General features: G+C 74.1%; 10 protein-coding genes and 1 tRNA gene. 9 read left to right on the plus strand and 2 right to left on the minus strand.

The annotated features are described in order from the left end of the window. The first annotated feature begins 50 nt into the window (after nt 1-50). From ACFVN3_RS15520 to ACFVN3_RS15540, 5 genes are all read left to right on the plus strand, one after another. Nucleotides 51-1,772, plus strand: coding sequence for a protein kinase (locus tag ACFVN3_RS15520; RefSeq protein ID WP_378233806.1), 1,722 nt, complete (start codon nt 51-53; stop codon nt 1,770-1,772). A gap of 88 nt (nt 1,773-1,860) precedes the next feature. Next, nucleotides 1,861-2,436, plus strand: coding sequence for a hypothetical protein (locus ACFVN3_RS15525; RefSeq protein WP_378233808.1), 576 nt, complete (start codon nt 1,861-1,863; stop codon nt 2,434-2,436). An 89-nt stretch (nt 2,437-2,525) separates the two neighbouring features. Beyond that, nucleotides 2,526-3,380 (plus strand): DsbA family protein, encoded by an 855-nt coding sequence (locus tag ACFVN3_RS15530; RefSeq protein WP_378233809.1) that lies wholly within the window; start codon nt 2,526-2,528, stop codon nt 3,378-3,380. 91 nt (nt 3,381-3,471) lie between these two features. Beyond that, nucleotides 3,472-3,547: transfer RNA gene (locus ACFVN3_RS15535), tRNA-Thr, on the plus strand. Between the two features lie 136 nt (nt 3,548-3,683). Then, complete coding sequence (locus ACFVN3_RS15540; RefSeq protein ID WP_378233810.1) at nt 3,684-9,896, plus strand: GH92 family glycosyl hydrolase; 6,213 nt, start codon at nt 3,684-3,686, stop codon at nt 9,894-9,896. 59 nt (nt 9,897-9,955) lie between these two features. Here the strand turns inward: ACFVN3_RS15540 and ACFVN3_RS15545 are convergent, their stop codons facing one another. Together ACFVN3_RS15545 and ACFVN3_RS15550 are read right to left on the minus strand one after the other, a co-directional pair. Next, nucleotides 9,956-10,822, minus strand: coding sequence for an SGNH/GDSL hydrolase family protein (locus ACFVN3_RS15545; RefSeq protein ID WP_378233811.1), 867 nt, complete (start codon nt 10,820-10,822; stop codon nt 9,956-9,958). Nucleotides 10,823-10,982: 160 nt separating this feature from the next. Next, on the minus strand, nt 10,983-11,642 hold the full coding sequence (locus ACFVN3_RS15550; protein WP_378233873.1) for a uracil-DNA glycosylase: 660 nt from the start codon (nt 11,640-11,642) through the stop codon (nt 10,983-10,985). Between the two features lie 252 nt (nt 11,643-11,894). On the opposite strand from ACFVN3_RS15550, the gene ACFVN3_RS15555 reads away from it, so the two are divergent. The 4 genes from ACFVN3_RS15555 to ACFVN3_RS15570 all read left to right on the plus strand — a co-directional run bounded on the left by ACFVN3_RS15555 (nt 11,895) and on the right by ACFVN3_RS15570 (nt 14,852). Continuing rightward, nucleotides 11,895-12,215: a DUF3263 domain-containing protein gene (locus ACFVN3_RS15555; protein WP_378233812.1), complete on the plus strand. Its 321-nt coding sequence runs from the start codon at nt 11,895-11,897 to the stop codon at nt 12,213-12,215. A gap of 79 nt (nt 12,216-12,294) precedes the next feature. Beyond that, complete coding sequence (locus ACFVN3_RS15560) at nt 12,295-12,948, plus strand: LytR C-terminal domain-containing protein (protein ID WP_378233813.1); 654 nt, start codon at nt 12,295-12,297, stop codon at nt 12,946-12,948. 181 nt (nt 12,949-13,129) lie between these two features. Next, nucleotides 13,130-13,333, plus strand: a complete 204-nt coding sequence (locus ACFVN3_RS15565) for a cold-shock protein (protein WP_047232397.1) — start codon at nt 13,130-13,132, stop codon at nt 13,331-13,333. Nucleotides 13,334-13,352: 19 nt separating this feature from the next. Continuing rightward, nucleotides 13,353-14,852, plus strand: a complete 1,500-nt coding sequence (locus ACFVN3_RS15570) for a phytoene desaturase family protein (protein ID WP_378233814.1) — start codon at nt 13,353-13,355, stop codon at nt 14,850-14,852. Nucleotides 14,853-14,880: the final 28 nt, after the last annotated feature.

Raw genomic sequence — 14,880 nt, forward strand, 5'->3', positions numbered from 1 at the left:
CGGGCCCGTCCGGAAGGCGATGACCGGCCCGCTGCGGCTACCTTGTCACCATGGAGGAGCCCACGCAGCGCGTCGACGCGCGGACCGCCCCGGGCGGGCGGGCGCACGGGCCTGCACCGGGCAGCGAGGTCGGGGGCTACCTCATCGGCTCACGGCTCGGCTCGGGCGCCATGGGCACCGTCCACAGCGCCCACGACGGCGGCGGGAACCTCGTCGCGATCAAGCTCCTGCACGCGCACGTCGACGTCGACGCCGCGGCCCAGGGGCGCGAGCGGCTGCGTCGCGAGGCGCTCGCCCTCCAGCGCCTCCGGCACCCCGCCGTCGCGCAGATCCTCGACGTCGAGCTCGACGGCCCCGACGCGTTCATCGTCACCGAGCTCGTCGACGGCCCGACCCTCGAGGACGAGGTCGCCGAGGGCGGCCCGCTCGACGCGTGGGACCTCTACGAGCTCGCCGACCAGCTCGCCGCCGCGCTGGAGTCCGTGCACGCGGCCGGCGTGGTGCACCGCGACCTCAAGCCGAGCAACGTCATGGTCTCCTCGCGCGGCCCCGTGCTCATCGACTTCGGCATCGCCCAGGGCCTCGAGGACGCGCGCGTCACGTCGACCGGCCTCGTCATGGGGACGCCCGGCTACCTCGCGCCCGAGCTGCTCGAGGGCGCCGCCCCGAGCGTCGGGAGCGACTGGTGGGGCTGGGCCGCGCTCCTCGCCTACGCCGCGACGGGCCGCGCCCCGTTCGGGGTGCGGCCGACCGACGTCGTCCTGGCCCGCGCGCGGAGCGGGCGACCCGACCTCGCCGGCCTCGGGCCCGTCACCGCGCGCGTCCTCGCCGGGGCACTGCACGCGGACCCCGCACAGCGGCTCGGCCCGACCGAGGTCGTCGCCGCGCTGCGGCACGCCGCCGACACGGGCGACGTCGCCCCCGCGACCCAGGTCGTCGGCCCGCCCACCGGGCCCACGCGGGTCGTGCCCCCCGTCGCCGTCGTGCCGGGCGGTACCGGCGCACAGGCGTGGACCGGCCAGGCGCAGGTCGTGCCGCAGCCCCTGCCCACGTCGCAGTCCCAGGTCAACGACGGCCGCACCATGGCCGTCCCTGCCGGGCAGGACCTCATGGACGACCTCGGCGCGCCGCCCGTGGGGGAGGACGGCGAGCCGCTGTACCTCCGGCCCGTGCCCGCCGCGCGCCGCACCGCGCTGCTCCTCCTCGCGGCCCCGCTCGTCCTGCTCGGCATGCTCCACCCGGGCGTCGCGTTCGTCGTGCTCTCCGTGCTCGTCGTCCTCGCGCGGATCGTCGGCGTGACCACCGAGTCCCTCCACGCGCGCCGCGAACGGCGCGGGGTCTCGCCCCGCGACACCGTGCGGGCCGTCGCGGCGTCGCCCTGGTACGTCGTGCGCGCCGCGGTCGGGGCGCTCCCGTCGTTGCTCGTCGCGGCGTGCGCCGGCGTGCTCGTCGTCGTGGCCGGGTGGTGGCTCCTGGAGTCCGACCGCTGGGTCGTCGTCGAGGGCGCGGACGGCGGCAACTCGCCGGTCGTCACGACCGTGATCCTGGGCCTCGCGTCCCTCGCGGCCGTCGTGCTCGCGTGGGCCGGTCCGCTGACCCACCTCACGCGCTACGGGACGCGGACCGCGCTCGCGCGGCTCGCCCCGGGCCGCACCGGGACACTCGTGCTCGCGGGCGTCGGGCTCGCCCTCACGGTCCTGTGCGTCGTCCTCCTCGCCGGCGACCCCGAGGTGACGTGGTGGCCCTTCCCTGGGCCGCCGTCGTTGCGCTGAGCGGCGGTCCCGGCTCCGGCGACGCCTCGTGGACCCGACCCCGGGCGTTCCCAGCCCGCTACCAGCACGCATGCGTAGGATGGGCGCCGTGCTCCGGACGACGGTGCCGCGCGCGTGGTCGCGCGGCGTGACGCGCACGTCCGTCGTGCCCGTGACCGGCCGGCTCCTCGGCCCCGCCCTCCTGTTCCTCACGCTCCTCGCCGCCCTGGTGACGCAGCTCGCCGACCGCGGGTACGCCGTCGTGCACCAGTGCGTCACGGTGCCGGGCGCGTGGGGCGTCGCCGGGATGCACCTCGCGCTCGTCCACGAGACCCCGGACTGCCCGTCGGGCACCGCGCTCGGCGGCGACCCCGCTGCCATGGTCACCGTGGTCGGCGTGCTCGCGCTCCCGGTCGTCGTCGCGCACGCCGTGGCCGCGGCCGTCGCGTGGGGCGTGTCGGCGTGGGCCCGGCGCGCCCACGACCGCTCCCGGGCGGTCGTGACGGGCGCGGCGCGTGCCCTGCGGGCGGTCGTGCGGGGCGCGGGGCGTCCGGTGGGCGCGCTCGTGGCAGGTGCCCGGCGGGTCGTCCGCCCGGTGCCCGACGCCGTCCCGGTCGCACTGCACCACCTCGCCGACGCGGTGGTGCGCACGCGGCGCGGGCCGCCGCGGCTCGCCCTGGTCTGACGACGCCGTCGGACGCACGGCCCGCGCGACCCCTGTCGGCGCGCACCCCGACACATCCCCAGCTCTCGGAACTCCCTCGGAGGACGACCATGCCCAGCAACGAAGCCCAGACCAAGGCCCAGCGCCGCGAGGCCGCGCGCGCGGAGGCCCTCGCGCTGCGCGAGGCGCAGGCCAAGCGCGACAAGCGGAACCGCCTCATCACGATCGGAGCGCTCGTCGCGGGCGTCCTCGTGCTCGTCGGCGTGTTCCTCGCCGTGTGGATCCCGGCCATGAAGGACCAGAACAAGACGATCGACGCCGTCGCGGCCGGGAACCTCGCCGACGTGACGAGCCCGTCCACGTCGCGCGACGACGGCGGCATCCCGATGGGCGCCGACGGCGCGGCCGGGACGGAGAACGAGGGCGCGGTCGAGGTCGGCGTCTACCTCGACTACATGTGCCCCATCTGCGGCCAGTTCGAGGAGACGAACGGCGCGACGCTCGACCAGCTCCGCGAGTCGGGCGACATCACCGTCGTCCTGCACCCCGTCTCGATCCTCGACCGGATGGCGAACGCGCAGCAGTTCTCGACCCGCTCCGCGGCGGCCGCCGCGTGGATCGCGGACCGCGCTCCGGAGCAGATGAACGCGTTCAACGCGATCATGTTCCAGAACCAGCCCGAGGAGAACGTCTCGACCCTCACCGACGAGCAGATCGCCGACCTCGCGGAGCAGGCCGGCGTCCCGGCCGACGTCGCCGCGGGCATCGCGGACGGGACGGCGACGGAGACGTACGCCGACTGGGCCGCGACCGCGACGAGCCTCGTCACCCAGGACGAGGCGCTCGTGAACCCGCAGTCCGGCGGCTTCGGCACGCCGACGATCACGATCGACGGCGAGCGCTGGGACGGCAACTGGAGCGACCCGACCGCGCTCTCGCAGGCCGTCACGGCCGCGCAGGGCTGACCCGCAGGCCGGCGCCGCGCGCGGCGCCGGCCGCGGTCCCGGGCCGTCGGGCGAGCAGGTAGTCTGTTCGCTCGCCCGGCAGCCCGGGCACGCCGCCTTAGCTCAGCTGGTAGAGCACTCGCCTTGTAAGCGAAAGGTCGTCGGTTCGAACCCGACAGGCGGCTCCACGAACGACGGCACGGGCCTGACGCCGTGCCGTCGGCGACATCCAGGGGTTGACCGTTTCGACGTCGTCTGGCAGCGTCGGCGCTGCCAGCGCTGTCATCCGCGAGCACCGTCGCTCGCCCTCCCCGAAGGACATCGATGTCACTTCACCGAACGCACCCACCCCTGCTCCGGGAGACGGCGGGCCGAGGCATCGCCGCCACCGTCGCGCTGAGCCTGCTGCTCAGCGGGACGGCGCTCGCGGCCGGCTCGGTCACCGCCCAGGCCGCGCCCGCGGCGCAGGCCGCCGCCGGCGACCTCTCGACGTCGTTCGAGCCCGGCGACCAGCCGCTCGACTGGACGAGCACGCCCGAGGAGACGGCGGGCGGCCCGCGGGTCGACGGCGTCGTGGGCACCGCGGTCCTCGAGCGCAGCCCGAGCACACCCAGCGGGGACGACGTGCTGGGCGGCTCGACGGACGAGCTCGGCTGGGAGGGCCCGTTCCAGAACGGGGTGGGCTCTGTGCCCGGGACGCTCGAGGTGACCACCACCCCGGGCGGTGACCCCGCCCAGCGCTGGGCGATGGACGCGAAGGGCGAGACGTGGGTGCAGGTGCCGATGCCCGCGCTCGAGCGCGGCGTGACGATGCGCGCCGAGGCGACCCTGACGGGGTCGGGCAAGGCCTTCCTCAACGTCTACAGCGGGAGCTCCGACGTCGGCGGCACGTACGTGACGCTCTCCGCCGAGCCGCGGACGGTCGTCGTGGACTTCACGCGTCCCTCCTCCGGCGGCGGCACGCCGCAGTTCCAGATCCGCACGCACGACACCGCAGCCGTGGACGCCGTGATCTCGGGGACCTCGGTCCGGCGCCTCGTCCCCGGGGGCGTGGACTTCCCGGGCGACGTGACGGACCGCGTCGCGCACGTCACCGCGAGCGCGGAGAACGCGCCGAACGAGACCGCGGACAAGCTCGCGGACGGCGACGTCGCGACGAAGTGGCTCGCCGGCGCCCGTACCGCCCGGATCACGTACGAGCTCGACGCGGCGACCACGGTCAAGGCGTACGCGCTGTCCTCCGCGAACGACGCGCCGGGCCGCGACCCGCGCGCCTGGACGCTCCAGGGCTCTCCGGACGGCACGAGCTGGACCGCGCTGGACGCGCGGACGAACCAGACCTTCTCGGAGCGGTTCCAGACCCGCGGCTACACGGTCGCGTCGCCCGGCGAGTACCGGTTCTACCGGCTCGACATCACGTCCAACAGCGGGAGCGACGGCACCCAGCTCGCCGAGCTGCAGCTCGCGACCGAGCCGCTCGCCGCGACGGACATGACCGCAGAGGTCGGCTCCGGTCCGAGCAGCGCGTACACCGCGCCGTCGGAGGTCGGATGGACGGGCGTCGCCGCGCTGCACTACGGCGGCAGCCAGACGACGGACGGTCGCGGGTACGCGTACGCGAAGGTGCTCGACGTCGACGTCCCCGTCGGCGAGGACACCGAGCTCTCCTACAAGATCTTCCCCGAGGCGGCGGAGAACGACCTCGCCTACGCGAGCACGTTTGCCGCCGTCGACCTCGCGTTCACCGACGGGACGTACCTCAGCGAGCTCGGTGCCGTCGACCAGCACGGCGGGGGTCTGAGCCCGCAGGGCCAGGGCTCGGCGAAGACCCTCTCCACGAACCAGTGGAACTCGGTCGTCTCTCGGATCGGCGAGGTCGCGGCCGGCCGGACCATCGACCGCGTGCTCGTCGGCTACGACAACCCCGACGGCCCGGGTGACTTCAGCGGCTGGTTCGACGACGTCGCCGTGACCGGCGAGCCCGAGCAGCCGATCGCGGAGCGCCCGTCGGACTACGTCGTCACGACCCGCGGGACCAACGCGAACGGTGACTTCTCGCGCGGGAACACGATCCCCGCGACAGCGGTGCCGCACGGGTTCAACTTCTGGACCCCGGTCACGAACGCCGGCACGAACCGCTGGCTGTACGAGTACCAGAACGGCAACGACGAGCAGAACCGGACGGCGATCCAGGCGTTCTCCCTCAGCCACGAGCCCAGCCCGTGGATGGGCGACCGGCAGACCTTCCAGGTCATGCCGTCCGGGTCTGCCGGGACGCCCACGGCGAACCGGTCCGCGCGCGCCCTGACTTTCAGCCACGACGACGAGGTCGCGCGCGCCCACTACTACGGGGTGACGTTCGACGACGGCCTGCGCACCGAGATCGCGCCGACCGACCACGCGGCCATCTTCCGGTTCACGTTCACGGGTGACGAGTCGCACCTGGTCTTCGACAACGTGACCAGCGCGGGCGGACTGACCCTCGACGCCGAGGACGGCGTCGTCTCCGGCTACACCGACGTGAGCACGCCGGGCAGCTCGGCGGGCATGACGCGCATGTTCGTCTACGGCACGGTCGATCGTCCTGTGACCGGCAGCGGCCCCCTCACGGGCGGGGGCGGCGGCGACGTGACGGGCTACCTGTCGTTCGACACGTCCGACGAGAAGGTCGTGACGCTGCGCCTCGCCACGTCGCTCATGAGCGTGGACCAGGCGAAGCACAACCTGGACCTCGAGATCTCCGACGACACGTTCGACACGGTGAGGGACCGCGCGCAGGAGCTCTGGGACGACACGCTCGGCGTGATCGAGGTCGAGGGCGCGAGCCACGACCAGCTCGTCTCGCTCTACTCGAACCTCTACCGCCTGAGCCTCTACCCGAACTCGGGCCACGAGAACACGGGCACGGCCGAGGACCCGGTCTACCAGCACGTCGTGCAGTCCTCGGCCTCCGGCAACCCCGCGCCCGAGGGCACGACGGCGACCCGGACCGGCGCGCGCATCGTGGACGGCACGGTCTATGTCAACAACGGGTTCTGGGACACCTACCGCACCGCGTGGCCCGCGTACTCGCTGCTGTACCCGAGCAAGGCGGGCGAGCTCGTGAACGGCTTCGTGCAGCAGTACGAGGACGGCGGCTGGATCTCGCGGTGGTCCGCCCCGGGCTACGCCGACAGCATGACGGGCACGAGCTCGGACGTCGCGTTCGCCGACGCCTACCTCAAGGACGTCCCCGGGATCGACGTGCAGGCCGCGTACGACGCCGCGCTCAAGAACGCGTCGACGGTGCCGCCGGACGCGAGCGTGGGTCGCAAGGGCCTCGACCCCGCCACGTTCCTCGGCTACACGCCGACGTCGACGCACGAGAGCGCGTCGTGGTCGCTCGAGGACTACCTCAACGACTACGGCATCGCGACCATGTCGAAGAAGCTCCTCGACACGAGCGGCGACGACGACCCGCGCCACCAGGAGTACGCGGACAACTACGAGTACTACCTGAACCGGGCACTCAACTACTCGACGCTGTTCGACCCCACGACCGGCTTCCTGCGCGGCCGGACCGAGGACGGCTCGTGGGCGCAGTCGGCGGCCGACTTCGACCCCGAGGTCTGGGGCAACGAGTTCACCGAGACCGACGGCTGGAACTTCGCGTTCCACGCCGTGCAGGACGGCCGGGGCCTGGCCAACCTCCTCGGCGGCACCGACGCGCTCGGCGCGAAGCTCGACGAGTTCTTCGCCACGCCGGAGACGGCGTCCAAGCCGGGCTCGTACGGCGGCGTCATCCACGAGATGCGCGAGGCCAAGGCGGTGCGCCAGGGCCAGTGGGGCCTGAGCAACCAGGTCTCGCACCACATCCCGTACATGTACGCCTTCGCGGGCGAGCCGTCGAAGACGGCCGAGGTCGTGCGGACCGCGCTGGCCCGCTCGTTCACCGGCAACGACATGGGCCAGGGCTACCCCGGCGACGAGGACAACGGCGAGATGTCGGCCTGGTGGCTGTTCAGCGCGCTCGGGTTCTACCCGCTGCAGGTCGGCAGCCCGACGTACGCGATCGGCTCGCCCCTGTTCACGCGCGCGACGATCCACCTCGAGAACGGCGAGGACCTCGTCATCGACGCGCCGGACAACAGCGCGCAGAACGTCTACGTGCAGGGCGTGACGGTGAACGGCGTCGAACAGTCCGCGACGTACCTGACGCACGACCAGCTCGCCGACGGCGGCACGATCTTGCTCGACATGGGCCCGACGCCGTCCGCGTGGGGCACCGGCGCGGACGACGCTCCGCCGTCGATCACCCAGGGTGACGACCTTCCCGACCCGCTCGCGGACGTCACGAGCGCCTGGACGGTCACGACCGACGAGGAGGGTGTCGACGGCACCGATCTCGCCGACGACACCGCTGCGGCGGAGGTCGCGTTCGGCTCGGCCACGCCGAGCATGACGTTCGGGGCGACGGGGACGACGGCGCGGGCGGCGATGTACACGCTCACGTCGGCAGGGGGCGACGGGACGGACCCGAGCGCCTGGACGCTCGAGGGATCGACGGACGGGCAGGAGTGGACGGCGCTCGACGAGCGCTCGGGCCAGTCGTTCGCGTCCCGCCTCGAGACGCGGGCCTTCGCGATCGCCGACCCGGGCGTGTACCGCCAGTACCGGCTGCACGTCACGGCCTCGACGGGTGCGACGACGGCGCTCGCGGAGGTCGAGCTCCTCGCGCACACGCCGAAGGTGCGCGAGCTCGCCGCCGCGATCGCTGCGGCGCTCGACGACGGCCGCATCCCGGCGAGCACCGCGGAGCGGCTCGGGGCCGTGGTGGCGGCGGCGCAGGAGGCCGAGGACGCGAAGGACGCGGCCGGGGTGCTGGAGCAGGTCCGCCTGCTGCGTGCCGCCGTCGACACCACCGCGACCGAGCTCCTCGACGACCGGACGCGCGACGAGCTCACCCTGCTCGTCTCGCAGTGGCTCGCGCCGAGCACCGGCCTCGACGAGATCCGCGCCCAGATCGGAGCCCTGCAGCGCAGCGGTGACGTGGACCCCGCGACGGCGCTGGCGCTCGTGAGCCTCGTCGACGACGCGGCCGCGCAGCTCGACGGCGCCCACGCGGCCGGTGTCGCCCAGGCGCTGACCGGGTTGCGGGACGCGATCACGGGCGCGTCCCCCGAGGCGGTGACCGAGGGCGCCCGCGCGGTGCTCCTGCCGCTGGTCGTCGCCCTCATCGAGAACCCGCCCGCCACGCAGCGCGCGGCGAGCGCCGTCCGGACGCTCATGGGCGACTACGACCCGGAGAAGGCGTGGTGGCCGTCGAGCTGGTGGAACTCCGCCGTCGCGACGAACACGGTGATCGACTACATGGAGCGCACGGGCGATCGGAGCTACCTGGCCCAGGTCGACCGTACGTTCGAGCGGAACAAGGCCCCGTTCCCCGCGGGCGAGATGTCGAGCGACGAGATCCTCGGCAACTTCACGAGCCGGGCGATCGACGACGCCGCGTGGTGGGGCCTCACCTGGGCGGCCGCGTACGACCTGACGGGAGACCAGAAGTACCTCGACATGTCGGTCACGATCGCCGAGTACGTGCACGGCTACTGGGACACGGGCACGTGCGACGGCGGCGTGTGGTGGGACGCCGAGAAGACGTACAAGAACGCCGTGACCAACGGGCTGTACGTCCGGCTCGCCGCCGAGCTCCACAACCGCGTCGACGGCGACACGGTGTGGCTGGACCGTGCGCAGACCGGCTGGGACTGGCTCCTCGCCAGCGGGATGATCAACGAGGAGGGCCTCGTCAACGACGGCCTGACTACCGACTGCCGCAACAACGGCGGCACGGTCTGGAGCTACAACCAGGGGCTCGCCGTCGGCGCCGGCCTGGAGCTCCACCGCGCCACGGGCGACGCGCAGCCCCTGGAGACTGCGCAGCGCCTCGCCGACGCCGCGCTGGCCTCGGACGCGCTCGTCGCGGACGGGGTCCTCACCGAGAGCTGCGACGCGCTCGACAGGACCTGCGACGACAACGGCAAGCAGTTCAAGGGCATCTTCATGAGGTACGTCATGGACCTCACCGACACGACGGGCGCCGAGCGGTACCAGGAGTTCGTCGACCGGCAGGCTGCGACGATCTGGTCGCAGGACCGGATCGCGGGCGACAGGCTCGGCGTGCGCTGGGCCGGCGGCGAGTCGGCGCAGCACCCGAACGTGTTCGACTGGCGCACCCAGGCGAGCGCGCTCGGCGCCCTGATCGCCGCGACGCCGCAGGCCCCGCAGGTCGGGATCGAGGCACAGGTCCGCTGCCTCGCCGGCACGGCGTACGTCGCCGTCCGCGCCCACAACGAGGGCGCCGGGCCGCTCGACATCGGTGTCACGACCCCGTTCGGCGAGAAGTCGTTCGCCGCGGTCGCCGGCGGCGCGAACGGCTACCAGTCGTTCTCGGCCCGGTCGAGCGGCCTGGAAGCGGGCAGCGTCACCGTGACGGCCGTCCCGTCCGGCGGTGGCCCGCGCGTCACGCAGGAGGTGGCGTACCCCGCGCGGACCTGCTGACGGCGACGCCCACGACGGCCGGGCCGACGGGTCTCCTCGACCCGTCGGCCCGGCCGCGCTCAGTCCTCCGCGAGCGGGACGGGCAGGAGGTCGGGAGCCTTGGGGAGCCGCCCGTCGCCCGACGACGTCCCCGTGAGGCGACGCTGCGCCCACGGCACGACGTGCGCACGCAGCCACTGCGCGTTCTGGCGCGCGCGGTCGATGGCCGGCGACGGCGGGAGCGGGGTGAGCGGGTCGTCCCACGCCGCGTCGTCGGGAGCGAGTCCCAGTCCGACGAGCGCGGCCTGCGCCACGCGCCGGTGTCCTTCGGGCGTGAGGTGGATGCGGTCCTCGGACCACATGCGCCAGTCCTGCAGCGCGCGCATGCCCCACAGATCGAGCACGTGCGCGCCCTGTCGGCGCGCGATCGACCAGACGTGCGCGTTGTACACCCCCACGCGCGGGCGCGTGAGGCCCACGAGCGGCGAGCTGGAGGCGTCGAAGCCCGTGCCGAGGAGCACGTCGATCCCCGCTGCGCGCAGCCTGGCGACGGCGTGCTCGAGGTTGCGCGCGAGGCGGTCGACGTCGGCCCCCGGCCGCAGGATGTCGTTGCCGCCGCCGATGAGGCTCACGAGGTCGGGCCGCAGCTCGAGCGCCGTCGGGACCTGCTCGGTGAGGATGGAGCGGAGCTTGCGCCCGCGGATCGCCAGGTTGCCGTAGCGCAGCGGATCGGCACCCGCCTCGACCCGCCGGAGGGCGAGATGCTGGGCGAGGAGGTCGGCCCAGCCGCGCTGGTGGTCGTCCTCGCCGGGGTACGGGTCCCACAGCCCTTCGGTGAACGAGTCGCCGATCGCGAGGTAGCTCGTCCACCGGGGCGGTGCGGCGTCGGGGCGGGAGTCGTCGGAGGCGTCACCGGCCAGGGGAGTGGTCGTCGGGTTCTGCGTCACCCGCCCATTCTGCTCCCGCGGTGGCCGTGCACCACCGAGCCAGATCTGTGGTGTGCCGAGCCTCAGGCGTCCGAGGTAGAGCCCTGGTCGCCGAGGTAGAGCCGTGCACCGTGACCCCGCCGCTGTTTCGGGTGACCAGGGCTCTACCTCGACGGTGAGATCACGCGGTCGGGAGGGTCCAGTCGACGGGGGCGGCGCCCTGGGCGACGAGGAGCTCGTTGACGCGGGAGAACGGGCGGGAGCCGAAGAAACCCCTGCGGGCAGAGAGCGGGCTGGGGTGGGCGCTCGCGACGACGGGGGTGTCGCCGAGCATCGGGCGCAGCGTCGCGGCGTCGCGGCCCCACAGGATCGCGACGAGCGGGGCGTCGCGCGCGACGAGCGCCCGGATCGCGGCCTCCGTGACGGCCTCCCACCCCTGGCCGCGGTGGGACCCGGGCTCGCCCGGCCGGACGGTGAGCACCCTGTTGAGCAGCATGACGCCCTGGTCGCTCCACGCGGTGAGGTCGCCGTTCGCGGGCGTCGGGGCGCCGACGTCCTCCGCGAGCTCCGCGAAGATGTTCTGGAGCGATCGCGGCACCGGGCGCACGTGCGGCTGCACGGAGAACGACAGCCCCATCGGGTGCCCCGGCGTCGGGTAGGGGTCCTGCCCGACGACGAGCACGCGCACGTCCGCGAGCGGACGCGAGAAGGCGTTGAGGATCGCCGACGGCGCGGGCAGGTACTCGCGGCCGGCCGCGACCTCCGCGCGCAGGAAGTCCCCCGTCGCGTGGAGCTGGGGCTCGACGGGCGCGAGCGCCTCGGCCCAGTCGGGCGCCATGATGCTCGCGAGCGGGGGGCGGGGGCTCGGCGCCGGATCGGTGACGGCCGGGGTGCTGCCCGGGTCGACGGCGACGGGCTGGACGGGTGCGCTCTCCACGGCCCGAGCCTAACCGGCGCGCGGAGCGCCTCGGCAGGCTCTCGGCAGACCACGGCGAGGACGAATGACACCCGTGTGGTTCGTGCGTACGCTGAGAGGCGTCCGCGCGCACCGCAGTGCGCAGGTCTGGTGACGAGAGAGTGCAGGGAGGGAACGATGAGCGAGGCGGCGTACGTGCTCGACGGACCCGACGCGGTCGGCGACCCGACCGTCCAGGAGGGCTCGGCGTCGGGCCTGAGCGAGCGCGACCAGAAGATCCTGGCGTTCGAGCGGCAGTGGTGGAAGTACTCGGGCGCCAAGGAGCAGGCGGTGCGCGAGCTGTTCGACATGACCGCGACGCGCTACTACCAGGTGCTCAACGCGCTCATCGACTCCCCGGCGGCGCTCGCGCACGACCCGATGCTCGTCAAGCGGCTGCGCCGGATGCGTTCCACCAGGCAGCGGGCTCGCACGGCCCGTCGGCTCGAAGGGCTCTGACGTGCGACGGACCTTCGCCCGTGAAGTCCGGGCGAACTGGGCGTTTAGCCAACGGGCCTGACCGGGCTACCCTGTCGCCGTGACGAAGAGCCGCTACCCCTACGCGCCCGACGAGTTCGACGCGCCCGCGCAGCAGGGCTCCCCCGTGGGGGTGCACCGCACGCCGCGCAGCGGGTGGAGCAAGACGTGGCCGTTCCTGCTGGTCGCCGTCGTCTTCGCCGGCCTCGCGTACGGGGGCGTCGCGCTGCTGTCGGACAACGGCGCGACCGAGAACCCGCCGCAGGCGCAGTCCACGGACCCCGCCGCGGAGGAGACCGAGGCGCCGCCCGCCGAGGAGACGGAAGAGCCCCCCGCGGAGGAAGAGCCGCCGGCGACGGAGGAACCGCCCGTCGAGGAGACGCCCGCGGCTCCGGACCTCGCGACGCTCATGGCCGCTGCCGACCCGAGCGCGTACGTGCGCGTGCTGAACGACGGCGGGCCCGAGGGTGAGTCCCGCGTCGGCAAGGACGCTCTGGAGGCCCAGGGCTTCACGAACGTCGAGTTCGCGGCATACCCCGACGGCGGCTCCGGTCAGGAGGCCAACACCGTCTGGTATGTGCCGAACCGCAACGACACCGCGGCCGCCGTGGCGGCGGCCCTGGGTATCCCGGCCGAGAACGTCGAGGAGGTCCCGTCGCTGCGCGAGGGCGACGTCGTCGTCGTCGTGAAGTCCGCGCTCGCACCGGTCGGCTGACGCCCCGCGCCCCTGTCATCGCAGCCCTGGTCGCGCCGTCGCGCTGACCTGGTGGTTCACTCGTGCGCCACGGGTCGGACACGCGTCCTGTCGACCTTCCGTGCACGCCGTCGGCGGGCTAGGCTCGGGCTACCACGGGGCGGGGGTCGCCTCGCGGGCGACGATGCACGAGGAGACGTAGATGGCTCAGGGCACCGTGAAGTGGTTCAACTCCGAGAAGGGCTACGGGTTCATCACGCCCGCGGCCGGGGGACAGGACCTCTTCGTGCACTTCAGCGCGATCCAGACCGACGGCTACCGCACGCTCGACGAGGGCCAGGAGGTCGAGTTCGAGCTCGGCCAGGGCACCAAGGGCCCGCAGGCCGAGCAGGTGCGGCCGCTCTGACGCCGCTCGCGAGGGTCGCGTGACGGAGAACCTCGACGCCGTCGTCGTCGGTTCGGGCCCCAACGGGCTGGCCGCCGCCGTGACTCTCGCACGTGCCGGCCTCGCCGTGCGCGTCCTCGAGGCGCAGCCGACGATCGGCGGCGGCTCGCGCACGCTCGACCTCGGTCTCGCGGACGGGGTCGTGCACGACGTGTGCTCGGCCGTGCACCCGATGGCGTGGGCGTCGCCGTTCTTCGAGGCGTTCGACCTGGGCGCGCGCGGCGTGGAGCTGCTCGTGCCCGAGGCGTCGTACGCGCAGCCGCTCGACGGCGGTCGCGCGGGCATCGCCTATCACGACCTCGACCGCACGGTGGAGCGTCTCGGCGTCGACGGTGCCGCCTGGCGCGCGCTGCTCGGCCCGCTCGCCGAGGGCTGGCGCGACGTCGTCGCGGTCGCCCTCGGTGACAAGCGGTCGGTGCCGGGGCGCGTGCTGACGCCGAGCGGCGCAGGGGCGGCGGCCCGGTTCGGTGCGGCGGTCCTCGAGCAGGGGAGCGCGGCCTGGGGCCGGCGTTTCCGGACCGAGGAGGCGGGGGCGCTGCTCACGGGCGTCGCGGCGCACGCGATCTCCCGCCTGCCGTCGCTGGCCGCCGCGGGGACGGCGCTCCTGCTCGCCTCGCTCGGCCACGCGCCGGGCGGCTGGCCGCTGCCGAAGGGCGGCTCGGGCACGATCGTCGCGGCTCTCCTGGACGACCTGCGCGCGCACGGCGGCGAGGTCGTCACCGGACACCGGGTCGGTGCCTTCGCCGACCTGCCGCGTGCGCGGGCGTACGTCTTCGACACGACGCCCGGCGTCGTCGCGGACGTGTTCGGCGACCGCCTCTCGCCGCGCGCCGAGTGGGCCCTGCGGCGCTTCCGGCACGGCGACGCGGCCGCGAAGGTCGACCTCGTCCTCTCCGGGCCGGTCCCGTGGGCGGACCCGGAGGTGGGTCGGGCCGGGACTGTGCACGTCGGCGGCACGCGCGCCGAGATGGCGCGTTCGGAGTCGGACGTCGCGGCCGGCCGGCACGCGGTGCGGCCGATGATGCTCGCGAGCGACCCGACCGTCGTCGACCCGGCGCGCGAGGCGGACGGCCTGCGGCCGCTGTGGACGTACGCGCACGTGCCCGCCGGCTCGACGCGCGACGTGACCGAGGACGTCCTCGGCCAGCTCGAACGGTTCGCCCCGGGGGTTCGGGACCTCGTCGTGGCGTCCCGCTGCGTCCCCGCCGCGGAGATGGCCGCGCACGACGAGAGCTACGTCGGCGGGGACATCGCGGGCGGCGCCGTCAGCATGTGGCAGATGGTCGCGCGGCCGACGCCCCGGCTCGACCCGTACGCCGTCGGGCTCGAGGGCGTCTACCTGTGCTCGGCGTCCACACCGCCCGGGCCGGGCGTGCACGGGCTCGGCGGCTGGTACGCGGCGCGGCGCGTGCTGCGCCGAGAGTTCGACGTCCGCGCGGAGCCCGATCTGGCGCCGACGTCGGGAGTGGGCGCCAGGTAGCGCTTCGCGACCACGCCCTCTACCTCAC

It is taken from the genome of Cellulosimicrobium sp. NPDC057862, assembly GCF_042797035.1.
In the GTDB taxonomy this organism is placed as follows: Bacteria; Actinomycetota; Actinomycetes; order Actinomycetales; family Cellulomonadaceae; genus Cellulosimicrobium.

Bases quoted from the DNA above. Each gene is read 5' to 3' on its own strand.
- ACFVN3_RS15520 (WP_378233806.1), top strand. From the start codon at position 51: ATGGAGGAGCCCACGCAGCGCGTCGACGCGCGGACCGCCCCGGGCGGG.
- ACFVN3_RS15530 (WP_378233809.1), top strand. From the start codon at position 2,526: ATGCCCAGCAACGAAGCCCAGACCAAGGCCCAGCGCCGCGAGGCCGCG.
- ACFVN3_RS15540 (WP_378233810.1), top strand. From the start codon at position 3,684: ATGTCACTTCACCGAACGCACCCACCCCTGCTCCGGGAGACGGCGGGC.
- ACFVN3_RS15555 (WP_378233812.1), top strand. From the start codon at position 11,895: ATGAGCGAGGCGGCGTACGTGCTCGACGGACCCGACGCGGTCGGCGAC.
- ACFVN3_RS15565 (WP_047232397.1), top strand. From the start codon at position 13,130: ATGGCTCAGGGCACCGTGAAGTGGTTCAACTCCGAGAAGGGCTACGGG.